Genomic DNA, 25162 nt, shown 5'->3' on the forward strand with positions numbered 1-25162 from the left:
TGCAGCAGCGAGACGTAGTTCTCGAACCAGACGAATTCGGTCGACAGCCCGAACGCGTCCTGCACCAGGAACGATTGCCACAGCGCCTGCGCCGCCGGCCAGTAGAAAAAGATCAGGGAGACCGCAAGCTGCGGCAGGATCAAGAGATACGGCAGCAGCCTGCCCGAGAAGATCGCCCGGTTTTCCATAATGCCCCGCTGGATGGATGATGGCCGGGATACGCCCGGCCATCAACCTCAGCCCTCACTACTTGACGGCGGTACGTTCGAACTGCCGCAGCATCGCGTTGCCGCGCGACACCGCTTCGTCGAGTGCGTCCTTCGCCGACTTCTTGCCGGCGAGCGCCGCCTCGATCTCCTCGGCGAACACGTCGCGCAACTGCACCATGCCGCCGAAGCGCAGGCCGCGTGAATTCTCGGTCGGCGGCTTGTTGGTCAATTCCTTCAGCGGCACTTCGAGGATCGGGTTCTTTTCGTAGAAGCCATCCGCCTTGGTCTTTTCATACGCCGCCTTGGTGATCGGCAGATAACCCGAGACCTGATGCAAATTGGCCTGGCGGTCGGTGTCCGAGAGGAAGGTGAAGAATTTTGCGATCCCCTTGTATTCCTCCGGCGATTTTCCGCCCATCACCCAGAGCGAGGCGCCGCCGATGATGGAATTCTGCGGCGCGCCGCTGACGTCGGGGAAATACGGCATCGGTACCGCGGTATAAGCGAACTTGGCGTTCGCCTTGACGTTCGGATAGAACGCCGAGGAGGTCATGAACATCGGGCATTCACCCGAGGTGAAGCGTCCTTCGCCGGTGTTGGTGCGTCCCGAATAATCGTAGCTCTTGTCCTTTTGCAGGTCGGCGAGGGTGTCCAGCAGCTTGGTTTCCAGCGGGGTGTTGAATTCGAGCACGGTGTCGAAGCCGTCGAGCCCGTTGGCCTTGGTGCCCATCGGCACGTTGTGCCAGGCCGAAAACTGTTCGATCAGGCCCCAGGAGCCCCAGGCCGAGGAGAAGCCGCAGGTCGGGCTGGTTGCATGCAGCTTCTTGGCGTCGGCAAATACTTCGGGCCAGGTCTTCGGCGGCTCGGCGATATCGGCCTTCTTCAGCGCGTCGAGATTGACCCACATCACCATGCTCGACGAATTGAACGGAAACGACAGCATGTCGCCCTTCGAGGTCGAGTAGTAACCGGTGATCGCCGGCAGATAGGATTTGGGATCGAATTTCTCGCCCTGCTCCTTCATCAATTCGGAAACCGGTTTGACGGCGCCCTTGGCAGCCATCATGGTCGCGGTGCCGACCTCGAACACCTGCATGATGCCGGGCGCGTTGCCGGCCCGAAACGCCGCGATCCCGGCGTTCAGTACATCGGCGTAGCTGCCCTTGAAGCTCGGAACGATCTTGTAGTCGCTTTGCGAAGCGTTGAAGTCATTGGCGAGCTTGACCACGACGTCGTTGTTCGGGCCGGTCATCGCGTGCCACCACTGAATCTCGGTGACGGCGTGAGCAGGTGTCGCAAGCGCAAGTCCAACCGCTGTTGCCGCCGCCGCGCCGAATCGTCGAAGTGCCATGAAATTCCTCCAGGTTGGGGCCGCCATCTTCGTTTTGCGCGATAACAGCGCCGGATGACGTGCAAATGACCGTATAAGCGAAAGGATGGTATTGGGGAAGCGCGGGCCAAGGGAAGCGGAAAATAGGCGAAGACGACGATCTCGTGTCCCGGACGCGGTGCAGCGCATCTTCAGCGATGCACCGCAGAGCCGGGACCCATTGATACAGAGACGGATGGGCCTCGATCAGCAGCGCACCACGCCGCAAGAGCGGCCTGCCGCACAGCATCCGTGGCACGAAACTAGCGCTTGCGCTCAGACCCGCAGACCACGCCCTTGGCGATCAGGCCGTCGACGTCGGCTCCGGAATAGCCGAACTCGGCCAGCACCCCGGCCGTGTCCTGGCTGAATTTCGGCGGGACGCGGCGCAGGCTGGCCTTGCTGCGCTCCATCCGGATCGGCGAGGCGACCCCCTTGTACCAGTCCTTCTCGACGATATCGCCGCGGTGGACGGTATGGGCGCTGGTCAGCGCCTGGGCGATCGACTGCACCGGCCCGGCCGGCAATCCCGCCGCGAGCAGGCGATCGCACAGCGGTCCGGCATCCTGCTGGCTGAACACCGCGGCGAGTTCGGCGCGCAGCGCGTCACGGTTGGCGATGCGGTCCTTGTTGCGGGCAAAGCGCGGGTCGGTGCCGAGTTCGGGCTTGCCGATCTCCTTGGCGAGCTTGCGGAAGGTGCCGTCATTGCCGACGCCGATGAAGATGTCGTCGGTCCGGGTCGGGAAGATCGCGTAAGGCACGAGGTTCGGGTGCTCGTTGCCGGTGAGTTTCGGCGGTTTGCCGTGCATGAAATAATTCGCGGCATGCGGATGCATGATGGCAAGGCCGGTTTCATACAGCGTGGTCTCGAGAAATTGGCCGAGGCCCGATTTCTGCCGCTCGGCCAGCGCCATCAGGATTCCGATTGCCGCGTAAAGGCCGGTCGAGATGTCGACCAGCGGAACGCCGATCCGCATCGGCCCCGATTGCGGCGAGCCGGTCGCGGCGATCATGCCGGTCATGGCCTGGATGATGGCGTCATAGCCGGGATTGCCGCCGCGCGGGCCGTCGGCGCCGAAACCGGAAATCCGGCAGTGCACCAGGCGCGGAAATTTCGCGCGCAGCACCTCGTTGCCGATGCCCCACTTGTCGAGCGTGCCCGGCTTGAAATTCTCGATCAGCACATCGGCGCTCTCCAGCATCTTCATCAGCACCGCGCGACCGCCAACGGAAGCGAGATCGAGCCCGATCGAGCGCTTGTTGCGGTTGATGCCGACGAAATAGGCCGCGTCTTCATTATGGAATGGCGGGCCCCAGTCGCGGACCTCGTCGCCGGCGGGCGGCTCGACCTTGATCACGTCGGCGCCGTGATCGGCGAGGATCTGCGTGCAATAGGGCCCGCCGAGAACCCGCGTCAGGTCGATCACGCGCAATCCGGTCATCGCGCCAGGGGAAGGTTCAGGAGGCATGGGTGCTGCTTGCGAAGTTGCCGAGGGATGTCAGGAAGCTTTAAGCATCAGAGCGGCTTCTTCGCAAATCCCACGCCGGAGCCATAAGCCGTCATTGCGAGCCAACGGGTCGCGCAAATGCGCGCCCGATGACAGGCTCCGCGAAGCAATCCATCGAGCAGCAAGCAAGAAAGCTGGATTGCTTCGCTGCGCTCGCAATGACGGAAATTGGCATTCACGCGCCGGCGCCACGCGAGCCCGAAGGGCGAAGCGTGGTGGAGCCAGGCGGGATCGAACCGCCGACCTCTTGCATGCCATGCAAGCGCTCTCCCAGCTGAGCTATGGCCCCTCACGCCTCATTTTAGCATGATCTTTTTCGGAAAACCGCTTCGCACTTTTCCGGATCACGCTGTCCGCGGGTCTGGGCGACCCGCGGGCGAAAACCCTGAACACAGTTCAGGGCCGATCTCAAGTCTCCTCGTCGCCGCCGACGTCGCCGATGATGTCGGTGACGTCCTCGTCGCCTTCCTCCTCGTCGGCGATGAAGGTGGAATCGTCATCGTCGTCATCTTCGATGGTCTCGTCGATCTCGATGTCGTCCTCGGACTCCGGCACGACCGCCTTGACCTTGCCGGTATTCTCCTCGGCGTCGGCCTCCTCGAGCGGCACCAACTCTTCCGCCTCGACCGGCTCGGGCACGGCCTCGGCGGCGGAGGCGGCAGCCGCGGCGCTGGCGCGGGCCGCGGCGTCGGCACGGGTCCGCGGCGGCGGCACCGGGGCAATCGGCACGATCTCACCGGTATAGGGAGAGATCACCGGGCTCTTGTTGAGATCATAGAATTTCTTGCCCGTCGTCGGGCAAATACGTTTGGTTCCGAGATCGGACTTGGCCACGTGTGGAATCCTGGGAATTTTTTGAAAAACGGTGCTTCACTTGGCTAGTTGCCACGCCGCTGTCAATAGCGCTTTACATGAGACGGATGCCTGCGTGACGCGCCGCCGCCCATGTGGTACCTGCGCCCCGCGCCAGAGGACACAATCTTGACCCAATCCGCCCAGCCGCTTGAAGCCCGCTCCAGCGGACCCCTGACCGGGAAGGTCCGGGTCCCCGGCGACAAGTCGATTTCGCACCGGGCCCTGATCCTGGGCGCGCTGGCGGTCGGCGAAACCCGTATTTCCGGCCTGCTGGAGGGCGACGACGTCCTCAATACCGCCAGGGCGATGCGGGAACTGGGCGCGAAGGTCGAACGATCAGGCGATTTCGCCTGGACCGTGCGCGGCGTTGGCGTAGCCGGCTTCGCCCAGCCACGGGCACCGCTCGATTTCGGCAATTCGGGCACCGGTTGCCGGCTGGCGATGGGAGCGGTAGCGGGCTGCCCGATATCGGCGGTTTTCGACGGTGATGCGTCGCTGCGCTCGCGTCCGATGCGGCGGATACTCGATCCCCTGGAATTGATGGGCGCGCGGGTGGGCGAAAGCGAGCAGGGCGGCCGGCTGCCATTGCGGCTCGAGGGCGCCCGCGATCCCCTGCCGATCCGCTATCAAACACCGGTCGCCTCGGCCCAGATCAAGTCCGCGGTGCTGCTGGCGGGGCTGGCCGCGCCGGGCGTCACCATGGTGATCGAGACCGAGGCGAGCCGCGACCATACCGAGTTGATGCTGAAGCATTTTGGCGCCGAGATCGTCTCGACGCGGGAAGGCAGCCACGGCCGCAGGATCGCGCTGACCGGTCAGCCCGAACTGCATGGCACTGAGGTGGTGGTGCCGGCCGATCCGTCCTCGGCGGCCTTCCCGATCGTCGCGGCCTTGATCGTCGAAGGCTCCGACCTCGTTCTGTCGGACGTCATGACCAATCCGCTGCGCACCGGGCTGTTGACGACGCTGCGCGAAATGGGCGCCTTGATCGAGGAAAGCGAAATCCGCGGCGATACCGGCGAGCCGATGGCGCGGCTACGGGTGCGCGCCTCGAAACTGCGCGGCGTCGAGGTGCCGCCCGAGCGCGCGCCCTCGATGATCGACGAATATCTGGTGCTGGCGGTGGCGGCTTCCTTCGCCGAAGGCACGACGATCATGCGCGGCCTCAAGGAATTGCGCGTCAAGGAGTCCGACCGGCTCGAGGCCACCGCCGCCATGCTGCGGGTCAACGGCGTCAAGGTCGAGATTTCGGGCGACGACCTGATTGTCGAGGGCCGCGGCCACGTGCCGGGCGAGGGCCTGGTTGCCACCCACATGGACCACCGCATCGCGATGTCGGCGCTGGTGATGGGACTTGCCGCCGACAAGCCGGTGAAGGTCGACGACACCTCCTTCATCGCCACCTCATTTCCGGATTTCATTCCGATGATGCGCGGGCTTGGTGCGGAGTTCGCCTAGCTGAACGATGTCGAGCGGAAGGACGATCCGATGGGTCCAAATACGCTTGCAGAGGCTGTCGATAGAATTCGACGCGGCGCATCGCCGACTGTGACGCTGGCCGAGTTTGTCGATATGTTCGACCTCGTAGCCACGACTGAGGCCCGTTACGATACGATCGCCGAGGAACCGGCATTGACGAACGACAAAAGGTTCGATGCGTTGGTTGGGGCAATCGCCGAATACCTGGCCAAGCAGCACAGGATGGGTCATGTACCGAAGTGGGTTTGCGGTCCTGCACGTTTTCTCGATCGACCTTGGCACACGAGTTCGATTTTCATCGACTGGACGCGCGAGTTTGTGACCGACGGCATGCGCGAATACCTGACCTTTGCCAGCCCCGGCGAATTCGCCTCGCGCAACATCTTCACCGAGGAACGGCCGCTGCGGCGGGCCCGTGGCCCGCAGCCAGCCAAGACATAGGCCAGCATGATCATCGCCATCGACGGACCGGCAGCTTCCGGCAAAGGCACGCTCGGCAAGCGGCTTGCCCGGCATTACGGCTATCGTCACCTCGATACCGGCGTGATCTACCGCGCGGTCGCCAAGGCGCTGTTGGACGCCGGCGCCGACCTGACCGACGAGATGATCGCGGTGTCAGCGGCATTGGCGCTCGACCCCGAAAAGTTCGGCGATCCCGCGCTCAAGACCCAGGCCGTGGGCGATGCCGCCTCGGTGGTCTCGGCGATCCCCAGGGTGCGGGAGGTTTTGCTGAATTTTCAGCGCCAATTTGCCGCCGATCCGCCCGGCGCGGTGCTCGACGGCCGCGACATCGGAACCGTGATCTGCCCGCATGCCGACGTGAAGATTTTCGTCGTCGCCGACCCGAAGGTCCGCGCCCGCCGCAGGACGCTGGAGGCTCGCGCTCGGGGCGAGGACGTCGACGAGGCCGCGGTGCTGGCGGATATCCTCAAGCGCGACGAACGTGACCAAAATCGCGCCACCGCTCCTTTAAAGCAGGCCGCGGATGCTTACTTGCTCGATAACTCCCATTTGGATATAGAAGGCAGCGTCCAGGCCGCCATCGACATTGTCGAGGCCGTCCGAGCGGGCCGGCAGCGGGTCTAATCCGCCGCCGTCATTGGAGGAAAGCCCGCTCCAGGTCTTGAACATCGATATCCCGAGGTCGATTGCCTCGTTCAGGTCCCGGACAAAACCAACGTCTCGAACGTGCAGGCATGCTGCCGGCCCGCCATTTGCGCATTGTCGCAAAGGCGGTCGTCAGGGATTTGCGGAACCCTGGCACTTCACGCGCGATACGCCCCAAAACCCCAATGGCCGGCAATACCCGCATCTGGAGAACAAATGGCTTCGACTGCTACTTCCTATAATCCTTCCCGCGACGATTTTGCCGCCATGCTCGACGAGTCCTTCGCCGGCGGCAATCTGCAGGAAAGCTCCGTCATCAAGGGCACCGTTGTTGCGATCGAGAAGGACATGGCCGTCATCGACGTCGGCCTGAAGACCGAGGGCCGTGTGGCGCTACGCGAATTCGCCGGGCCCGGCAAAGAAAGCGAACTCAAGGTGGGCGACGTGGTCGAGGTGTTTCTCGACCGCATCGAGAATGCGCTCGGCGAAGCCGTGCTGTCGCGCGACAAGGCGCGCCGCGAGGAGAGCTGGGGCAAGCTGGAAAAGGCCTTCAACAATAACGAGAAGGTGCACGGCGTCATCTTCAACCAGGTCAAGGGCGGCTTCACCGTCGACCTCGACGGCGCGGTCGCCTTCCTGCCGCGCTCGCAGGTCGACATCCGCCCGATCCGCGACGTCGCACCGCTGATGAACAATTCGCAGCCATTCCAGATCCTGAAGATGGATCGCCGCCGCGGCAACATCGTGGTGTCGCGCCGCACCGTGCTGGAAGAGACCCGCGCCGAGCAGCGCCAGGAACTGGTGCAGAACCTCGAAGAAGGTCAGGTCATCGACGGCGTGGTCAAGAACATCACCGATTACGGCGCGTTCGTCGACCTCGGCGGCATCGACGGCCTGCTGCACGTCACCGATATCGCCTGGCGAAGGGTCAACCACCCGACCGAGGTGCTCACCATCGGCCAGACCGTCAAGGTCAAGATCATCAAGATCAACCACGAGACCCACCGTATCTCGCTCGGCATGAAGCAGCTGCTGGACGATCCGTGGCAGGGCATCGAGGCGAAATATCCGCTGAACGCGCGCTTCACCGGCCGCGTCACCAACATCACCGACTACGGTGCCTTCGTCGAGCTGGAGCCGGGCATCGAAGGCCTGATCCACGTCTCGGAAATGTCGTGGACCAAGAAGAACATGCACCCCGGCAAGATCGTCTCGACCTCGCAGGAAGTCGAAGTGCAGGTGCTGGAAGTGGATTCGGTCAAGCGCCGGATTTCGCTCGGTCTCAAACAGACCATGCGCAACCCATGGGAAGTCTTCGTCGAGAAATTCCCGGTCGGCTCGGTGGTCGAGGGCGAGGTCAAGAACAAGACCGAGTTCGGCCTGTTCCTCGGGCTCGAGGGCGACGTCGACGGCATGGTGCATCTGTCCGACCTCGACTGGAAGCTCCCGGGCGAGCAGGTGATCGACAACTTCAAGAAGGGCGACATGGTCAAGGCCGTGGTGCTCGACGTCGATGTCGAGAAGGAGCGCATCTCGCTCGGCGTCAAGCAGCTCGAGGGCGATCCGTTCGCGGAGCCCGGCGACGTCAAGAAGGGCGCGGTGGTGACCTGCGAAGTGCTCGAGGTCAAGGAAAGCGGCATCGAGGTCAAGATCGTCGGCACCGACTTCACCACCTTCATCAAGCGTTCGGAGCTGGCGCGCGAGCGCGCCGATCAGCGCGCCGAACGTTTCGCCGTGGGCGAAAAGGTCGACGCGCGGGTGATCCAGTTCGACAAGAAGGCCCGCAAGGTGCAGGTCTCGATCAAGGCACTCGAAGTCGCCGAAGAGAAGGAAGCCATCGCGCAATATGGCTCCTCCGATTCGGGGGCGACGCTGGGCGACATTCTCGGCACCGCCCTCAAACAGCGCACCGACAAGTAAGGTCAGCGCTTACCGGCTTCATCAATCGGGCCCCGGTTTCGACCGGGGCCTTTTTGTTCGTCATCCCGGCGAACGCCGGAATCCATACGCCGTGCCCTGTCGATGGGGGCACCGTGGTAAAGACCTTCAACAACAATTACCGCCGCGGAATATGGGCCCCGGCGTTCGCCGGGGCGACGAGGGGGCCTTGTTTTCTTCATATTGCATCGCAATTGATGTAATCATGACACGCCATATTAGGGCTATGCAGAGGACGCCGTGCGATCCCTCGGGTAGCCGCTTCCGGGAGAATTTTCGATGTCGCTTGAATCGGACGTGATCGTCGACCGCCGCAGGATTCGCCGCAAGCTGACGTTCTGGCGCGTCGCCGCGGCGGTGCTGGCGATTGCCGCGATCGTCGCGATCGGGGTGATCGCGACGCCGGGCGGGCGCGGCGCGTTCTCGACGGCGGGCTCGATCGCGCGCATCCAAATCGACGGCCTGATCCTCAGCGACAATGATCGGGTGGCGGCGCTGGAGCGGCTGGAGAAATCCAGCGCCGCGGCGGTCATCGTGCACATCAACTCGCCCGGCGGCACCACGGCCGGCTCCGAACAGCTCTACGATGCGCTGACGAGCCTGAAGGCAAAGAAGCCGCTGGTCGTGGTGGTCGAAGGCCTGGCTGCATCGGGCGGCTACATCACTGCGATCGCGGCCGATCATATCGTGGCGCAACAGACCTCGCTGGTCGGTTCGATCGGCGTGCTGTTTCAGTTTCCGAACTTCACGGATCTTTTGAAAACCGTCGGCGTCAAGGTCGAGGAAGTGAAGTCCTCACCGCTGAAAGCGGCCCCCAACGGCTTCGAGCCGACCAGTCCGGAAGCGCGCGCGGCGCTGGATTCGCTGGTGAAGGACTCCTACGCCTGGTTCCGCGGCCTGGTGAAGGACCGGCGCGGCATGGACGACGCCTTGCTCGACAAGGTCGCGGACGGACGGGTGTTCACCGGCCACCAGGCGGTCGACCTCAAACTGGTCGATCAACTCGGCGACGAGAAAACCGCGGTGGCGTGGCTGGTCGCGGAGAAGGGCGTCAAGGCCGGCCTGCCGGTGCGCGACTACAAGCTGGCGCCGCGCTTCGGCGACCTGACTTTCCTGCGCACGGCGGCCTCGATCACGCTCGATGCGCTCGGCTTCAGTGGCATGGCGAGGCGGATCGAGCAGGTTGGCGTCGCAGGGGCGGTCGACGGGCTAAGCCTCGACGGTATGCTGGCGCTGTGGCAACCCGGGGGTACCAATTGAGCGGCCTATGTCCGGTTTCCGCCCCCTGTCCCGCATTGCGGGTACTGTCACAAACCCCGCCCGGGACCTCTGTCACGCCTTTTCGCGCCGGCCAAACTTGATTTAGCGTCTTGACAGTTCAAGGCATTTTCACGGAAATGGATATCCGCACCTTCCCGGGTCCCAGTCTCGATGATCAAATCCGAACTTGTTCAGCGTATCGCCGAGCACAACCCGCATCTCTACCAGCGGGATGTCGAGAACATTGTGAACGCGATCCTCGATGAGATCGTTGCCGCCCTGGCTCGCGGCGACCGGGTCGAGCTGCGCGGTTTCGGTGCTTTCTCGGTCAAGCACCGCCCCGCGCGCGCGGGGCGCAATCCGCGGACCGGCGCGCATGTACCGGTCGATCAGAAGAGCGTCCCGTTTTTCAAGACGGGCAAGGAAATGCGTGAACGGCTGAACCGCGAGAGCGGAGCGCCCGAAACCGGCGCATAAGCGTTTTCGGATCGCGCATCATCGGGCCGCAAAGCCGGGCGTGTTTTCGGACTGCGCGCCCGCCGGGTTTTCAGCAACGCGAGAGGGATCATGCGCAAGTTCTTTACCGCAGTGGTGCTGATCCCGTTGGGCCTGATCTTTGTCGTATTCGCGGTCGCAAACCGGCATTCGGTAACCGTGTCGTTCGACCCGTTCAATTCGGCCGATCCGTCGATCGCGGTCAGGCTGCCGCTGTTCGTCGTCATCATCGCGGTGGCGATCCTCGGCGTGGCGGCGGGCGGCACCGCCACCTGGTTCCGGCAGCGCCACTGGCGGCGCGCCGCACGCCGGCACGAGGCCGATGCGAACGCCGCGCGTGCCCAGCTCGCCGAACTGCGTGCCGGCAGCTCGCCTGCACGCTACAATCCGCAGCGCCTGCCGGCCCCGCAGCCAGCCGGCCCATATGGGGCCTCCGGGCGAGACAAGCAGGGCGCGACGTTGTAGAACGCGGGCCGCGAGCGCATCCTATTTCCGGCCCAGCCCGCAGCCCTGACCCGTGCCCTGAAACATGTCCCTGATCGTCAAAATTTGCGGCCTGTCCACGCGCGAGACGCTCGACGTCGCGCTGGACGCCGGCGCGGATATGGTCGGGTTCGTGTTCTTCTCCCCGTCGCCGCGGCATATCGGCTTTGAGGCGGCCCGCGAACTCGGCAACCAGGTCAAGCGGCGCGCGAAAAAGGTCGCGCTCACCGTCGATGCCGACGATGCGACGCTCGCCGACATCGTCGAGGCGCTGCAGCCCGATATGCTGCAGCTGCACGGCAAGGAGAGCGTGGCGCGGCTCGCCGACATCAAGCAGAAATTCGGATTGCCGGTCATGAAGGCGATCGCGGTCGAGACATCGGCCGACCTTGCCTCGTTGGCCGGCTATGCCGCGGTCGCCGACCGCATCCTGTTCGACGCCCGCGCGCCGAAGGAGGCCACGCGACCGGGCGGCCTCGGTGCGGTGTTCGACTGGCATGTGCTGGAACATCTCGACCTGAAACTGCCGTTCATGGTCTCGGGCGGGCTTAATGCGGAAAATGTCGCAGACGCCGTTCGCATCTCCCGCGCCGGCGGCGTCGATGTCTCCTCGGGCGTCGAACGCACCCCCGGCGTCAAGGATCCCGAGATGATCCGCGCCTTTATCCACGCCGCGCGCGCCACCGAAAACTCGACGGCGTCATGCCCGGGCTTGTCCCGGGCATCCACGTCTTTTGAAACTCAAAGCAAGTAAGACGTGGATGGCCGGGACAAGCCCGGCCATGACGAAAGGCGAAGATGAGTCCCGCAATACCCAACTCCTACCGCAGCGGCCCCGACGAGCGCGGTCATTTCGGCATTTTCGGCGGCCGCTTCGTCGCGGAAACGCTGATGCCGCTGATCCTCGACCTGGAAAAGGCCTATGCCGAGGCCAAAGCTGATCCGGCATTCCAGAAGGAGATGAACGGCTATCTCCGGGACTATGTCGGGCGGCCGTCGCCGCTGTATTTCGCTGAACGGCTGACCGAACATCTTGGCGGCGCAAAAATCTATCTCAAGCGCGAGGAGCTGAACCACACGGGCTCGCACAAGGTCAACAATGTGCTCGGCCAGATCATGGTGGCGCGGCGGATGGGCAAGAAGCGCATCATCGCCGAGACCGGCGCCGGCCAGCATGGCGTCGCCACCGCGACCTTGTGCGCGCGGTTCGGGCTCGAATGCGTGGTCTATATGGGCGCGGTCGACGTCGCGCGGCAGGCGCCGAACGTGTTCCGCATGGAAATGCTGGGCGCCAAAGTGATCGCGGTGCAATCGGGCACGCGAACGCTGAAGGACGCGATGAACGAGGCGCTGCGCGACTGGGTGACCAACGTCCACAACACCTATTACTGCATCGGCACCGTCGCGGGCCCGCATCCCTATCCGGCGATGGTGCGCGATTTCCAGTCGGTGATCGGCATCGAGACCCGCGCCCAGCTGCAGGAGGCGGAAGGCCGCTTGCCGGATTCGCTGGTGGCCTGCATCGGCGGCGGCTCCAATGCGATGGGGCTGTTTCATCCCTTCCTCGACGATCCCTCCGTCGAGATCTTCGGCGTTGAGGCGGCCGGCCACGGGCTGACGCAACTGCATGCGGCCTCGATTGCCGGAGGCCGGCCCGGCGTGCTGCACGGTAACCGAACCTATCTGTTGATGAACGATGACGGCCAGATCCAGGACGCGCATTCGATTTCGGCAGGCCTGGATTATCCTGGCATCGGGCCGGAGCATTCCTGGCTGTACGAGCAGGGCCGCGTCACGTTTCTGTCCGCTACCGACGATGAGGCGCTGGCGGCGTTTCAACTGCTGTCGCGGCTGGAAGGCATCATTCCCGCGCTGGAATCGGCGCATGCCATCGCCAAGGTGACGGAACTCGCGCCGAAGCGGCCAAAAGACCACCTGATGGTGATCAACCTCTCCGGCCGCGGCGACAAGGACATCCCGCAGGTGGCGGATATTCTGCGGGGGAAGACGCAGTGATGACCGCCAGCATCGAGTCCGTGGAGAGAGCCCCCACCCTAACCCTCCCCCGCAAGCCGGAGAGGGAACGGACCGCATTCGGGGCAAGCACCGCTCTGTCTGCTCGGCGAGGTCAGCCCCCTCTCCCGCTTGCGGGGGAGGGCCGGAGTGGGGGTGCTTCCGCAGATGCAAATGCAAGAGGCGGGCACAGCACCGCAGGCGCCGCATCATGACCACGCGCATCGATGCACGCTTCGCCGAGTTGAAGAAACAAGGCCGCTCCGCCTTCATCACCTTCCTGATGGCCGGCGATCCCGATCCTGCGACCTCGCTCGACATCATCAAGGCGCTGCCGAAGGCGGGCGCCGACATCATCGAGATCGGCATGCCCTTCACCGATCCGATGGCGGACGGTCCGGCCATCCAGGCGGCGGGCCTGCGCGCGCTGAAGGCCGGCATGACGCTGAAGAAGACGCTCGCGATGGTGCGGGAGTTTCGCAACGGCGACAACGCCACGCCGCTGGTGCTGATGGGCTATTACAATCCGATCTACATCTACGGCGTCGACAAGTTCCTGGTCGACGCGAAGTCCGCTGGCGTCGACGGCCTCATCATCGTCGACCTGCCGCCGGAGGAAGACGAGGAATTGTGCCTGCCGGCGCTCAAGGCCGGGCTGAATTTCATCCGGCTGGCGACGCCGACCACCGACGACAAGCGTCTTCCGGCCGTGCTCGCCAACACCTCCGGCTTTGTCTATTACGTTGCCATCACCGGCATCACCGGCAGCGCTGCCGCCGATTCCGGTGTCGTCGGCGAGGCCGTTGCCCGCATCAAGCGGCACACCAGCTTGCCGGTCTGTGTCGGCTTCGGCATCCGCACCCCTGAGGCTGCGCGCGCGATTGCGCAAAATGCCGATGGTGCGGTGGTCGGCACCGCGCTGGTCGATGCGCTGCGCGGCAGCCTCGATGCCGAGGGCCGGGCGACGGCCAAAACCGTCGGTGCGGTGGCCGATATGGTTTCCTCGCTGGCGCAGGGCGTCCGGGGTGCGAAACAGGCCGCGGAATAAGCCACAATTGCAGGCGAGATAGACGGGCAAAGCGTTTTCGAGCGAAGTGGTCACCGGTTCGCGTGAAGAAAACGCGTCAAAACAAGAATCTAGCGCCGGCTTGCCGGGATATGTCCGGGGCGCCATATATTCCAGGCGATTTGATCGCCATTCGGAGCGAACCATGAATTGGCTCACCAACGTCGTCCGGCCGAAGATCCGCAGCATCCTGCGCCGCGAGACGCCGGAGAATCTGTGGATCAAGTGCCCGGATTCCGGACAGCTGGTGTTCTACAAGGACGTCGAGGCCAATCAGTTCGTGATCCCCGGCTCGAACTACCACATGCGCATGGGCGCGATGGCGCGGCTGAAATCGATCTTCGACAACGAGACATGGTTCGACGTGGCGCTGCCCGAGGTAACGGCTGACCCGCTGAGATTTCGCGACGAACGCCGCTACGCCGACCGCATCAAGGATGCCCGCGCCCGCACCGGGCTGAACGACGCCATCAAGGTCGGCTATGGCAAGCTCGAAGGCGCAGCCGTCGTGATCGCGGTACAGGATTTTGACTTCATGGGCGGCTCGCTCGGCATGGCCGCCGGCGAAGCCATCGTGCGCGGGCTTGAGCTTGCGGTCGAGAAGAAGTCCCCGTTCATCGTGTTCGCGGCCTCCGGCGGCGCCCGCATGCAGGAAGGCATTTTGTCGTTGATGCAGATGCCGCGCACCACCGTCGGCGTGCAGATGCTGCGCGAGGCGAAACAGCCCTATATCGTGGTCTTGACCAATCCGACCACCGGCGGCGTCACCGCCTCCTATGCCATGCTCGGCGACGTGCAGATCGCCGAGCCCGGCGCGCTGATCGGCTTTGCCGGCGCGCGCGTGATCGAACAGACCATTCGCGAGAAGCTGCCGGAAGGGTTTCAGCGCGCCGAATATCTGAAAGACCACGGCATGGTCGACATGGTGGTGCATCGCCACGATCTGCGCCCGACCCTGGCGCGGCTGTGCCGGCTGCTGACGAAGTCGCCGGCGCCGGAGACAGCCTCAAAACCCGCAGTCTCCGTCACTTTCCCCACCCAGATCGTATCAGGTGCGGACGTCGCCCCGGCCGCACCCCACGCGTGAACGCGCCCGCCCCCAGGCCGTCGTCGCCGCTCGGCGAATTGATCGCGCGGCTGTCCGCGCTGCACCCCAAACGCATCGATCTCGATCTCGAGCGGATGCATCGGCTGCTGGCCGGGCTCGACCATCCCGAACGAAAACTGCCGCCGGTGATCCACGTCGCCGGCACCAATGGCAAGGGCTCGACGATCGCCTATCTGCGCGCGATCCTGGAAGCGGCCGCGCTCCGCGTCCATGTCTTTACCTCGCCATACCTGGTGCGGATCAACGAATGCTTTCGGCTCGGCCGGACCGGCGGCGGCGTACTGGTCGGCGACGACGATCTCACCACGGCGCTGGAGGTTTGCGAGCGGGCGAACGCGGGCGCGCCCATCACCATATTTGAGATCCAGACTGCGGCGGCGTTTTGCCTGTTCGCGCAGCATCCGGCCGATGTCGTGCTGCTCGAAGTAGGCCTCGGCGGCCGGCTGGACTCCACCAACGTGATCGAAGCGCCGCTCGTGACCGTGATCGCGCCGGTCAGCATGGATCATACCGAATTCCTCGGCGATACGCTGACGGCGATCGCCCGCGAAAAAGCGGGCATCATCAAGCGCGGCGTCCCGGTGATTTGCGCCGAACAGCCGCCGGAAGCGATTGCCGTGATCGAGCAAGCGGCGAAACGCTTGCACGCGCCGCTGTATTCGGCGGGCGAGGGGTGGCATGTCAATGTCGAGCGCGGCCGGCTGGTCTATCAGGACGAGCGCGGCCTGATGGATCTGGCGGCGCCAAAACTGTTCGGCCGGCACCAGTTCGACAATGCCGGTCTCGCGATCGCGACGCTGCGCGCTCAAAGCGTGTTCAAGGTCGACGCGGCCGCGTTCGAGGCCGGCATCGTCAACGCCGAATGGCCGGCGCGGATGCAGCGGCTGGCGTCGGGCACACTGCTGGAGCATGCCCCGCAAGGCTCGGAAATCTGGCTCGACGGCGGCCACAATGCCGAGGGCGGGCGCGTCGCCGCGGCAGCGCTCGGCGATCTCGAGGAGCGCGTCTCGCGGCCGCTGGTGGTGATCGCTGGCATGATGGCCAACAAGGATGCGGGCGGCTTTCTGGCCAATTTCGCAGGGCTGACGCGTCATATCATCGCGGTGCAGATCCCCGGCCGCGATGGTGCGATGCCGCCGGACCGGCTGGCGGATGCCGCGCGGGCGCTCGGCATGCGGGTCGAAACCACAAGCAGCGTCGAGGCCGCGCTGCGCGCGCTGGCGCGTCTCACCTACGAAGTACCGCCGCGCATCCTGATTACCGGCTCGCTCTATCTCGCCGGCCATGTTCTGGCCGCCAACGGCACGCCGCCGGGATAGGGTCCAAATGCGCTTTGCCGCGATTGCCGATGTCCATGGAAACCATCTCGCGCTGGAAGCCGTGGTCGCCGATATCCGCGCGCAAGGCATCGACCAGATCGTCGATCTCGGCGACATGGCGAGCGGGCCGCTCGACGCGCGAGCGACCATGGATGCGCTGATGGCGCTCGACGCCGTCCACGTGCTGGGCAATCACGATCGCTATCTGATCGACCGGCCGCCCGGGAAGATGGGGTCATGGGACCGCCCCGCGCATGCGCAGCTCGACGCCCTTCATCTCGACTGGCTGCGCAGCATTCCGCCGACTTGCGTGTACCGCGACCGCGTCTTTCTCTGCCACGCGACGCCGGCAAGCGATGAGGTCTATTGGCTGGAGACCGTGTTGCCCGACGGCAGGGTTAGGATGGCCTCATTGGAAGCGATCGAGCAGGCCGCGAAGGGAATCGCGCAGTCACTCATGCTCTGCGGCCACAGCCATATCGCGCGTGCGGTACGGCTTTCCGACGGGCGCCTGATCGTCAATCCCGGCAGCGTCGGCTCGCCCGGCTATCGCGACGTCCATCCATTTCCGCATGTCATGGAAGCTGGCACGCCCGATGCCCGCTATGCGATCCTGGAATTTGCCGATGGCGGCTGGAGCGTGACCTTCCGGCAGGTGCCCTACGATCACGAGGCAATGGCGGCGCTGGCCCGTCGCAACGGCCAGCCGGAGCTGGCCTCCGCGCTGGCGACAGGCTGGATCAGGTAGAAAGCAGTTTCATTGGGTCGGCGGTTTTCTGCTTGAGCTGATCGAATGTGCATTGCTTCGGCGCCTTGTCGGGACGCCAGCGCAGGATCGACGTGCCATGGCGAAATCGCTCGCCGCTGAAATGGTCGTAAGCAACCTCGACGACGAGTTTTGGCTTGAGCGGATGCCACTGCGCTGAACGCTCGGTCGACCACCGGCTGGGGCCGCCCGGCGCGTTGCCGGTGAAGCCCGGGGGTAGCGATCAGCGGCTCCAGTCTCGCCGTCAGCTCGGGCTTGTCCTGCGCCTTGATCGCCGAGGTGAAGCCGACATGATGCAGCAAGCCATCGTGATCATAAAGGCCGAGCAACAGCGATCCGACGACCCGCTTGCCCTTCAGCCTGTTGGTCGCGTAGCGGAAGCCGCCGATCACGCAGTCGGCGCTGCGGAAATTCTTGATCTTCTGCATGCCGTCGCGGTTGCCGGATTGATAGGGCAGATCGACGCGCTTGGCGATCACGCCGTCGCAACCGCCGCCCGCCCGCGCCAGCCATTTCCTCGCGGTCCCATAGCTCGTCGTCGCCGGCGATAGCCGAAACGTTGGATTGGATTTGAACTGAGCTTTTGCAAAAGCCTCGAGTGCCGGCCGCCTCTGACGAAGCGGCCGTGCGGCGAGGTCTTTATGTTCGGCACTCCCCAGGAGGTCGAAGGCGAGATAGAGCGCCGGCGTGTCCGCTGAAAGCCTCTTCACCCGGCTGGCGGCGGGATGAATTCGCTGCAACAGGTCGTCGAAGGAGAACGCCCTGCCCTCCGGCACGACGATCTCGCCATCGAGGAGGAACGATCGCGCCTTCAAGTGGCGCGCGGCTTCGACCAGTTCGGGGAAGTATCGCGTCAGATCCTGACCCGACTTCGAGCGGAGATCGACCTTGCCGTCCTTGCGGGAGAGCAGGCAACGAAAGCCGTCCCATTTCGGCTCATACTGCCATTCGGCCCCGCGTGGAATGGCGTCGACCGAGCGCGCCTCCATGGCCACCGGTTCGGCGGCTTTCATGGCGGTCCTTCGGCGCGGCGGCGGCATAGGCTCCCAACGCAAACGGCCGGCTATTCGCCGGCCGCTTTCGGAAATAATTGTCGCGCAGCGAATCAGACCGCAGCGGTGATCCACTGCTGCAGCTTCTGCTTCGGCGCGGCCCCGACCTGGCGCGAGGCCATCTCGCCGCCCTTGAAGATCATCAGGGTCGGGATCGACATCACGCCGTATTTGGAGGCCGTCTTCGGGCTCTCGTCGACGTTCAGCTTGACGATCTTGACTTTGTCGCCCATGACGCCGGAAATCTCGTCGAGCGCGGGCGCGATCATGCGGCACGGACCGCACCATTCGGCCCAGAAATCGACCACGACCGGGCCGGTCGCCTTGAGCACTTCGGCTTCGAAATCGGCGTCAGAAACCTTGCCAACGGCCATCGGAATACCTCGTTCGGTTCGGGAAGGATGCGGCCCTTAGAATCGCCGCGGGGATCATGCAGCCAACCTATGAACGGGCGGTTGCCGGGTCAAGCTTGCTCATCCCCCTGGATAATGGTGGCCAGTTGCGCGTCCAGCGCAGGAGCAGGAATCTCCATCAATTCAGGCGTTTCGGTCCAAAGCAACGCTGCCCGGACCAGCCGCTGGGGATAAAGCTTCTGCAGTATCGCGCGGTAAAGTGCGAGCTGGCGGACATAGGCCGAAGGCGCCCCGGCCGGCAGGCTGGGCGGGGCGAGGTTGGTCTTGAAATCGACGATCAGGACCTCGGTTGGCGTCACCGCCAGCCGGTCGATTTGCCCTGATACCAGGGCCGGAGGCCGTCCCGGCCGATCCAGCCTTCCCGCGATGGAGACCTCGGCGCGGCTACCCGACGCAAATACCGGCGCGAACAGCGGGTTGCCGACCAGCGCCAGCACGCTCTCTGCCAGCGCCGCACATTCGCCGTCGGACCAGCCGCCGGCATTGCGGGCAAGGTAGCCCAGCGCGGCGTCGCGGCGCCGCTCAGGGGCAATATCGGGGAGGGATTGCAGCAGCCGGTGCACCAGCGTGCCGCGCTGGAGCGCGCGGGCCCGCAGTGCGAGCGATTCGCCGCTGCGGAAGGTTTTGCCCTCATCCGCGCCGGCATCGGACGGGCGTAGCCGAGGGTCGATGGTTTGCGCCGGCGCGGCCGGTGTGTAGAGCCATTCCGGCAGCGATGGAGGCGTGCTTGCCCCGGCATCGAGGACGATGCCGGTCTCGCGCGTTGCGTCTTCGGCTCGCCGGTAGCTTTTCACCACGCCGTCGCCGGCCGGGATTTCCTGGAGATCCAGGCCTGAATTCGCAAGGCCTCGCTTGATCAAATCGTACCAGGAATCCGCGCGGACGCTGTTTCTGTTGCCGGGCATGCAGCCGGCGACAATCAGCCGATCGGCCGCGCGCGTCATCGCGACATAGAGCAGGCGGCGATATTCGTGCTCGGTCTCCTCCAGCATGGCGTCGCGCGCCTCAGCCACGCAAGGCGGATCCTCGGCCTTGCGTCCGGCCCAGACCACGGCCTTGCCGCCGTTGCCCTGCAGCAAATGGATGAGGCGCAGCCGCTGGGTGTCCGATGGCGACGTCGTGGTGTCGGCCATGATCACGACGGGGGCTTCCAGCCCTTTCGCGCCATGCACGGTCATCACGCGGACCTCGTCGCGCGAGATCTCCATGTCGCGTTTCACCTCGGTGTCGGCGGCGCGCAGCCAGGCCATGAACCCCTGCAGCGAGGCCGGCGCCTTCCGCTCGTAGGACATGGCCAGTTCGAGGAATTCGTCGAGCGCATCGTTGGCCTCATGCCCGAGCCGGCGCAGGATGCGCGCGCGACCCTGATCGCCGCCGAGCAGCCAGGCGAAGAAAGAGAACGGTGTCTCGGTGCGAAAGCGCCGCTCGCATTCGGCGAGCCGCTCGAGCGCACTCCTGAAGTTGCCGCTCTCGGCGGCGTGAGCGGTCAGCGCATCGCGCAGTGATCCCTTGCGGTTCCAGGCGAGCCGGAACAGCTCGTCCTCGTCGAGGTTGAACAACGGGCTTTTCAACGCGACCGCGAGCGCAAGATCGTCCTGCGGCAGCAACAGGGCGTCGGCGAGATTCATCAAGTCGATGATGGCAATGTGTTCGGTGAGTTTGAGCCGGTCGGCGCCAGCCACGGGAATGCCGGCGTGCTTGATCGCCTGGATGACGGCGTCGAACAGGTTGCCGCGGCGGCGCACCAGTACCAGCACGTCGCCATAGCTAAGGCGGCGGCGATTGCCGAGGCGTCCGGTCATGGTGCCGCCGGCGACCAGCCGGCCGATCTCGCTCTGGATGCGTTTCGACAGCTTGACCTCGGCGCTGGTCACGGGCACGCCATCGAACGGCGCGCGCCAGCCCTCGATGTCCTGCTTCTCATCGGCGACTGAGAGCTCCCAGAGGTCGATCTGGCTTGGGCCTGCATCGGGCAGCGCTTCGTGCAGCGGATAGGCCTTTTCGGCGTGGATGCTGCGGTAGATCGCCTCGTCGCGAAATACGTGATCGACGGATCTCAGGATCGCCTGTCCCGACCGGAAGGAATAGGTAAGCGGGATGGACTCGAATCGAAGCTCGGCATCCTCGAACTTCTTCTTCAATTCCCACCGCCGTGCGTCGAACTCCCGGGGTGCCGCGCCCTGAAAGGAGAAGATCGACTGCTTCTCGTCGCCGACGGCGAACACGGTGCGCATCACGCCGTCACGCGCGCCTGCGCCGGCGGTGAATTCCGAGATGATATGCGCGATGATGTCCCATTGCCGGGGACTGGTGTCCTGCGCCTCGTCGATCAGCACGTGATCGACGCCGCGGTCGAGCTTGTAGTGCACCCAGCCGGACGCTCCGCTTGCAAGTAGCGCCAGCGTCTTGTCGATCAGGTCGTCATAGTCGAGCAGGCCGCGCTCGGCCTTTTCGCGCCGGTAGTTTGCGGCGACCGCGATCGCAATATGCAGCAGGGCTTCAGTGCGGTCGCGCACCATTATCGCGCGGCGCTTTTCGATCAAGGGCGGAAGACGATCGACTTCGGCGTCGAACCGGTCGCCGAAGTCGGCATTCTTCTTTCGAAAACTGTTAGTCACGACTGAAGCGCGCGGCGTCTTGGCGTCGGTCAGGAACACGCATAGATACTCATCGACCTTAGCGGTATCCGTCGCGCGCATCGCCTCTGCGAGGCGTGCGGCCTGTGCCTGGTCGGCATTGCTGCTCGCGGCAAGCGCTACGGCGGCGCGCTGCCAAAGCGACCGGGGCAAATTCGGACCGTCGACAATCTCCTGATCGATATCGTCAAGACGATCGTCGATTTCGACTCCGAGCGCCGCCGAAACCTGGGCTGCGGCAGCGTCAGCGCCGCCGGCCGCGTCGGTCCAGGCCATGAAATGATCGCGGCTGAGGCATGCCTCGCGCACGACGTCCTTGAAGGTAACGTCTGCCGCGTTGGCCATGGCGGCCAGCAGCGCGCGCCCGACCGCGTTGTCCGGTGCCCGCGAGGCATCGAGCATCACGGCGAGGCTGGCGCGCTCCATCATCTCGGTCTGGTCGCGGTCGTCGAGCACGGTGAAGCGGGCCGGTACGTTGGCCTCAAAAGGAAATTGCTGCAACAGGCGGGTGCACAGCGCGTGGATGGTTTGCACCTTCAGCCCGCCCGGTGTTTCCAGCGCGGAGGCGAACAGTTCGCGGGCCGATTTGCGCAGCTGCACCGTCGGGTGCGCGATACCGGCGTCGCGGATCGCGGCATCGAGCGCGCCGTCGTCGAGCGTTACCCAGTGGCCGAGCGTCGTGAACACGCGCTCGGCCATGTTGGCTGCTGCCGCCTTGGTGAAGGTCAGGCACAAAATCTTTTCCGGCGGCACGCCGGCGAGCATCAGCCGGATCACGCGCTGCACCAGCACGTGGGTCTTGCCGGAGCCGGCATTGGCCGACACGAACGCGGAGGCCGCGGGATCGGATGCGCGGGCCTGCGCGTCACGGACGGGGGGCGGAATGGTGCGCAAAACCTTCACCACTCCTCCAGCGCGACGCCGCCGGCGGCGGACCATTCCTTGACGCGGGCGAGGTTGTCGTAGTCGCCGTAGCGGGCGGTCCACATCGACAGCACCAGCGATCGATACGGTTCGTCCGGGTTCTCGAACCGGCGGATCAGCGCCTCGAGCTCCGCCCGCGCATAATCGGCCGCCTCATCGGGCAACTGTGGCGTGTCGTTTTGCCTGATCTTCAATTCGACGGTCTTGTGCTCGCCCGGCGGATTGTTGCCGCTCAATCTGACATAGGCGAGTTCTCCGACGGAGGCGCCCGCATCGATATCGGCAAAACCTCCCTCGCGCAGGATCGCCGCCTCCAGGGTGAGCTGCGGCGACAATCCCATCCGCACCTGCTTTCCGCTCGGCGGTTGCCCGGTCTTGTAGTCGAGGACGGCAAAGCTGCCGTCGCCGCGGCGTTCGATCCGATCGGCGCGTGCGGTGAGCGTGAATATTCTGGCATTGTCGAGGGGGATCTTGATCTCGCCCCGAATCTCGGCGGCGATGGCGGCGATGTTGCCGCGGCGCCCGGCCTCCCATTCGGCGAACCAGCGCGAGATCCGCTGGAACCGCGGCCACCACAGCGCGCGCGCCTCCGGCTTCTCCATCAGCGGCGCGAAATGCTTTTCGCCGATCCGGCGCAATACGCCTGCCGCGTCGTCCGGCAGTGCATTGGCGTATTCCCTGGTGAACTCACCAAGCGATTCGTGGATGGCAGAGCCGCGATCGGCCGCCGACAGCGGCATGTCGACGGGATCGAGCGAGCCGAGCCTGAGAATGTGGCGGGCATAGATGGTGTAGGGATCGCGCAGCCAGTCCTCGATCGCGGTGACCGACAGCGTTGTCGGACGCGTCTCGCGCGGCGGCCTGGGCTGCGGCTGCCCGATCGGCTTGACCTCCACGGGCTGGTCGATCGCGGCGGCGTAGTGAACATACTTGTCGCCGGCCGCTCTTGCCGCCCTCCAGCGTTCCTCGCCCGCGACGGCTTCCAGCCGATGCAGGAAGCGCGAGGCGACCGCCGGAGCGCCTCCGACCTTGGCCGAATGGGTGAGGATCACATCCTCATGACCGAGCAGTTGAGCGAAGTCGTGCGCAGAAAGGCCGATGCGGCGCTCCGGAAGGTCGAGACCGAGTTCATGACGCATCGGCCGGCTCAGCCAGGGATCGACGCGCGGCGCCGGCGGCCATACGGTTTCGACCAGCCCGCCCAGGATGACGCGGTCGGATTCCGTCAACCGCGCTTCCAACTGGCCGAAAATGTGGATTTGCGCGCCCGGCAGCTCGCGCCGCCGCACCAGACGGTCTGCAAAGGCGGTCTGGAACACCTCGGCATAGTCGCCGGCCTCGACCATCAGGCCGATCTTCTCCTGCCGGCCGAGCAAATCATCGAAGGCGGACGCGAGCGCGAGCCCGTCCGAGCCCTCGAATGCCGTGGCGACACCGTGCTCGTCGGCGGAGAGAACAACCAGCGTCTCGCGATGGCGCTGCGCGAGTTCAGCGAAATCATGCGGTCTCGAGCCAGCAAGGCCTTCCAGCGGCGTCAGCGCCTTGCGGAGCGCCGCGATCAGCGATTGCGCGCGGTCGAGTTCGTGGTCTTTCAACCGTGCACGCGGCTCGGCACGGTGCAGCGATGAGGTTTCGCCGCCCCGCAACTTGCGCAGTTCATCGCGGAAGCGGGCGAAATCGGCGGCCAAACCACTGCCGCCGGCCTGCGGTCGGGTGCCGCGCAGCAGCGAAAGCTCGAGCACTTCAATGTCGCGCTTCAATGCGTCATGCATGCCGCCGAGCCGGAACATCGGATGCTTGAGCAGTGCCAGCAGGGTTGGCGGCTCCAATCCCTTTGTCGCGGCTTCCGCCACCAGCCGCGCAAAGATGCCGGCCGGCGTTTCCGTCAGTGCGTCGCCGCCGGAATCGTCGAATTCGAGATTCCAGCGGCCGAGCGCCGCCGTCACCCGCCGCGCCAGCGCGCGGTCCGGCGTCACCAGCGCCACCGACTTGCCCAGATGCCGCGCCTCGCGCATCGCGACCGCAATGGCGAGCGCCTCAATCTCCGGATTCGGCGCCTCGATTACGGCGAGCCCGTCCATGCCGGCTGCGATTTGCGCCGCGATATCCAGCCGCTTCAACCGATCGTACCATTCCGAGGTGGCGTTCGACGGCCGCATCGCCTCGGATGCCAACACCTCGCGGCCGCCTTGTGCAGTCTTCCCGAGAATTTCGACATCGCCGCGCTTGATGCCGAAGCGCGACAGCAGGGCGTGCATCGCATATTGCGGATGGTTGGAGGCCGGCGGCGTCGTGGAGGCGCCTTTTGCATCCCTGACGCCGCCGATTGATCGCCAGGCGTCGTCATCGAGGTCGGTATCGAGGCCCGGCAGCACCACCGCACCGTGCGGCAGCCGGGCCACGGCCTGCAGGAATTTTGCCGTTGACGGCATCGATCCGGTCGAGCCCGCGGCGATCACGGGCTCGTCGGACGACTTTGTGAGGCGCTCGGCTTCAGCATCGATCAAGCGGTCGCGCCGTGTGGCGGGCTCGATCCGGTTGGTTTCGGCAAGAAAAGCCGGCCAGAAGTCGCGGGCGATTTTCAGGAAATCCAGCGTGTGTTGCCAGTATTTGTCGAACTGGTCGGGCACGAGACGGTCAAGCGCGCTCCAGTCGACGCCGCGTGTCACCATGTCGTCGATCAGCCGCGCAAGGTCGCCGGCCAGTCTAAGCGTGGAGGCAGGACCGCCGACCACCAGCGGCGACAGCCCCGGCCGTTTGGCCCAGGCGGCGATAAGTCTCGACAGCACCAGCCGGCGTTCGAGTTCACCGAGTTTGGGCGGAACGTCCAGCGGGGCGATCCCGCCGGGTTCGGAATCTTCCGCAAACGCAAGCTCATCCTCGTCGATGTCGCCGAGCGCGACAATGCGCGGCAGGATCGCCGCATCCTTGCCGAGCACATCCAGGAAGATGCCATGCGCCAGCCGGCCGGCGCGACGGGTCGGAAGATAGAGCGTCGCCTGCGCCAGCCGTGCCGGATCGGAGCGCGCTTCGAACCCGTCGACCAGCCGGCCGTCGACCAGCGCGGCGATGACGCTGCGCAGGAACGGCACGGACAGGGGAACGCTGAAAACGCGCATGGGCCTTCCTGATTCGAAGATCAGGCCGCATCATGGCATGGGC

The 25162-nt window shown here is 65.0% G+C and carries 19 protein-coding genes, 1 tRNA gene and 2 pseudogenes; 13 read left to right on the top strand and 9 right to left on the bottom strand.

Annotated features, from left to right (window positions below):
• The 5 genes and pseudogenes from VK804_RS13725 to VK804_RS13745 form a co-directional block, all read right to left on the bottom strand.
• Nucleotides 1-188, bottom strand: a pseudogene (locus VK804_RS13725) (glycerol-3-phosphate transporter permease); the annotation flags it as partial.
• A gap of 58 nt (nt 189-246) precedes the next feature.
• Complete coding sequence (ugpB, locus tag VK804_RS13730) at nt 247-1560, bottom strand: sn-glycerol-3-phosphate ABC transporter substrate-binding protein UgpB (RefSeq protein ID WP_325371366.1); 1314 nt, start codon at nt 1558-1560, stop codon at nt 247-249.
• Between the two features lie 281 nt (nt 1561-1841).
• Nucleotides 1842-3047 carry a CaiB/BaiF CoA-transferase family protein gene (locus VK804_RS13735; RefSeq protein ID WP_325371367.1) on the bottom strand — a complete coding sequence of 402 codons (1206 nt, stop codon included), beginning with the start codon at nt 3045-3047 and terminating at the stop codon, nt 1842-1844.
• A 252-nt stretch (nt 3048-3299) separates the two neighbouring features.
• Nucleotides 3300-3375, bottom strand: a tRNA-Ala gene (locus VK804_RS13740).
• A gap of 119 nt (nt 3376-3494) precedes the next feature.
• The gene (locus VK804_RS13745) at nt 3495-3920 is read right to left on the bottom strand and encodes a TIGR02300 family protein (RefSeq protein ID WP_325371368.1); all 426 of its coding nucleotides are present in this window, start codon (nt 3918-3920) and stop codon (nt 3495-3497) included.
• Between the two features lie 111 nt (nt 3921-4031).
• Between VK804_RS13745 and aroA the strand changes: the two genes are divergently transcribed.
• The 13 genes from aroA to VK804_RS13810 all read left to right on the top strand — a co-directional run bounded on the left by aroA (nt 4032) and on the right by VK804_RS13810 (nt 16957).
• Nucleotides 4032-5399: a 3-phosphoshikimate 1-carboxyvinyltransferase gene (gene aroA, locus VK804_RS13750; protein ID WP_325371369.1), complete on the top strand. Its 1368-nt coding sequence runs from the start codon at nt 4032-4034 to the stop codon at nt 5397-5399.
• Between the two features lie 30 nt (nt 5400-5429).
• Nucleotides 5430-5861 (top strand): hypothetical protein, encoded by a 432-nt coding sequence (locus tag VK804_RS13755; RefSeq protein WP_325371370.1) that lies wholly within the window; start codon nt 5430-5432, stop codon nt 5859-5861.
• Between the two features lie 6 nt (nt 5862-5867).
• The gene (gene cmk, locus VK804_RS13760) at nt 5868-6506 is read left to right on the top strand and encodes a (d)CMP kinase (RefSeq protein WP_325371371.1); all 639 of its coding nucleotides are present in this window, start codon (nt 5868-5870) and stop codon (nt 6504-6506) included.
• Between the two features lie 237 nt (nt 6507-6743).
• Entirely contained in the window at nt 6744-8447 is a 1704-nt protein-coding gene (gene rpsA, locus VK804_RS13765; protein ID WP_325371372.1) for a 30S ribosomal protein S1, read from the top strand.
• Nucleotides 8448-8744: 297 nt separating this feature from the next.
• Nucleotides 8745-9725, top strand: a complete 981-nt coding sequence (gene sppA / locus VK804_RS13770; RefSeq protein ID WP_325371373.1) for a signal peptide peptidase SppA — start codon at nt 8745-8747, stop codon at nt 9723-9725.
• Between the two features lie 171 nt (nt 9726-9896).
• Nucleotides 9897-10202 (top strand): integration host factor subunit beta, encoded by a 306-nt coding sequence (locus tag VK804_RS13775; RefSeq protein ID WP_325371374.1) that lies wholly within the window; start codon nt 9897-9899, stop codon nt 10200-10202.
• A gap of 90 nt (nt 10203-10292) precedes the next feature.
• Nucleotides 10293-10685, top strand: coding sequence for a lipopolysaccharide assembly protein LapA domain-containing protein (locus tag VK804_RS13780; protein ID WP_325371375.1), 393 nt, complete (start codon nt 10293-10295; stop codon nt 10683-10685).
• Nucleotides 10686-10749: 64 nt separating this feature from the next.
• Nucleotides 10750-11457, top strand: coding sequence for a phosphoribosylanthranilate isomerase (locus VK804_RS13785; RefSeq protein WP_325371376.1), 708 nt, complete (start codon nt 10750-10752; stop codon nt 11455-11457).
• Nucleotides 11458-11501: 44 nt separating this feature from the next.
• The gene (gene trpB, locus VK804_RS13790) at nt 11502-12719 is read left to right on the top strand and encodes a tryptophan synthase subunit beta (RefSeq protein WP_325371377.1); all 1218 of its coding nucleotides are present in this window, start codon (nt 11502-11504) and stop codon (nt 12717-12719) included.
• 208 nt (nt 12720-12927) lie between these two features.
• Nucleotides 12928-13764, top strand: coding sequence for a tryptophan synthase subunit alpha (trpA, locus tag VK804_RS13795; protein WP_325371378.1), 837 nt, complete (start codon nt 12928-12930; stop codon nt 13762-13764).
• Between the two features lie 163 nt (nt 13765-13927).
• Nucleotides 13928-14869: an acetyl-CoA carboxylase, carboxyltransferase subunit beta gene (gene accD / locus VK804_RS13800; RefSeq protein ID WP_325371379.1), complete on the top strand. Its 942-nt coding sequence runs from the start codon at nt 13928-13930 to the stop codon at nt 14867-14869.
• A complete protein-coding gene (locus tag VK804_RS13805; protein WP_325371380.1) occupies nt 14866-16209 on the top strand; it encodes a folylpolyglutamate synthase/dihydrofolate synthase family protein in 1344 nt (447 codons plus the stop codon). Before accD ends, VK804_RS13805 begins: the two co-directional genes overlap by 4 nt.
• A 7-nt stretch (nt 16210-16216) precedes the next feature.
• Entirely contained in the window at nt 16217-16957 is a 741-nt protein-coding gene (locus VK804_RS13810; protein WP_325371381.1) for a metallophosphoesterase family protein, read from the top strand.
• Here VK804_RS13810 and VK804_RS13815 read toward each other — a convergent pair.
• From VK804_RS13815 to addB, 4 genes and pseudogenes are all read right to left on the bottom strand, one after another.
• Nucleotides 16950-17964, bottom strand: a pseudogene (locus VK804_RS13815) (ATP-dependent DNA ligase). The gene VK804_RS13810 and the pseudogene VK804_RS13815 overlap by 8 nt on opposite strands.
• 116 nt (nt 17965-18080) lie before the next feature.
• Nucleotides 18081-18401: a thioredoxin gene (gene trxA, locus VK804_RS13820; protein ID WP_079606493.1), complete on the bottom strand. Its 321-nt coding sequence runs from the start codon at nt 18399-18401 to the stop codon at nt 18081-18083.
• Between the two features lie 89 nt (nt 18402-18490).
• On the bottom strand, nt 18491-21979 hold the full coding sequence (addA, locus tag VK804_RS13825; RefSeq protein WP_414642776.1) for a double-strand break repair helicase AddA: 3489 nt from the start codon (nt 21977-21979) through the stop codon (nt 18491-18493).
• Nucleotides 21976-25119 (bottom strand): double-strand break repair protein AddB, encoded by a 3144-nt coding sequence (gene addB, locus VK804_RS13830; RefSeq protein ID WP_325371382.1) that lies wholly within the window; start codon nt 25117-25119, stop codon nt 21976-21978. The genes addA and addB overlap by 4 nt, the downstream gene beginning before the upstream one ends.
• Between the last annotated feature and the right edge of the window lie 43 nt (nt 25120-25162).

The organism is Bradyrhizobium sp., assembly GCF_035484855.1.
Taxonomy (GTDB): Bacteria; Pseudomonadota; Alphaproteobacteria; order Rhizobiales; family Xanthobacteraceae; genus Bradyrhizobium.

What these genes read in the sequence shown, in the direction of transcription:
- aroA (WP_325371369.1), top strand. Translation starts at nt 4,032, where the DNA reads ATGTGGTACCTGCGCCCCGCGCCAGAGGACACAATCTTGACCCAATCC.
- addB (WP_325371382.1), bottom strand. Translation starts at nt 25,119, where the DNA reads ATGCGCGTTTTCAGCGTTCCCCTGTCCGTGCCGTTCCTGCGCAGCGTC.
- accD (WP_325371379.1), top strand. Translation starts at nt 13,928, where the DNA reads ATGAATTGGCTCACCAACGTCGTCCGGCCGAAGATCCGCAGCATCCTG.
- VK804_RS13735 (WP_325371367.1), bottom strand. Translation starts at nt 3,047, where the DNA reads ATGCCTCCTGAACCTTCCCCTGGCGCGATGACCGGATTGCGCGTGATC.
- ugpB (WP_325371366.1), bottom strand. Translation starts at nt 1,560, where the DNA reads ATGGCACTTCGACGATTCGGCGCGGCGGCGGCAACAGCGGTTGGACTT.
- VK804_RS13810 (WP_325371381.1), top strand. Translation starts at nt 16,217, where the DNA reads ATGCGCTTTGCCGCGATTGCCGATGTCCATGGAAACCATCTCGCGCTG.
- VK804_RS13785 (WP_325371376.1), top strand. Translation starts at nt 10,750, where the DNA reads ATGTCCCTGATCGTCAAAATTTGCGGCCTGTCCACGCGCGAGACGCTC.
- VK804_RS13755 (WP_325371370.1), top strand. Translation starts at nt 5,430, where the DNA reads ATGGGTCCAAATACGCTTGCAGAGGCTGTCGATAGAATTCGACGCGGC.
- VK804_RS13775 (WP_325371374.1), top strand. Translation starts at nt 9,897, where the DNA reads ATGATCAAATCCGAACTTGTTCAGCGTATCGCCGAGCACAACCCGCAT.
- sppA (WP_325371373.1), top strand. Translation starts at nt 8,745, where the DNA reads ATGTCGCTTGAATCGGACGTGATCGTCGACCGCCGCAGGATTCGCCGC.
- VK804_RS13780 (WP_325371375.1), top strand. Translation starts at nt 10,293, where the DNA reads ATGCGCAAGTTCTTTACCGCAGTGGTGCTGATCCCGTTGGGCCTGATC.
- rpsA (WP_325371372.1), top strand. Translation starts at nt 6,744, where the DNA reads ATGGCTTCGACTGCTACTTCCTATAATCCTTCCCGCGACGATTTTGCC.
- trpB (WP_325371377.1), top strand. Translation starts at nt 11,502, where the DNA reads ATGAGTCCCGCAATACCCAACTCCTACCGCAGCGGCCCCGACGAGCGC.
- trxA (WP_079606493.1), bottom strand. Translation starts at nt 18,401, where the DNA reads ATGGCCGTTGGCAAGGTTTCTGACGCCGATTTCGAAGCCGAAGTGCTC.
- trpA (WP_325371378.1), top strand. Translation starts at nt 12,928, where the DNA reads ATGACCACGCGCATCGATGCACGCTTCGCCGAGTTGAAGAAACAAGGC.
- cmk (WP_325371371.1), top strand. Translation starts at nt 5,868, where the DNA reads ATGATCATCGCCATCGACGGACCGGCAGCTTCCGGCAAAGGCACGCTC.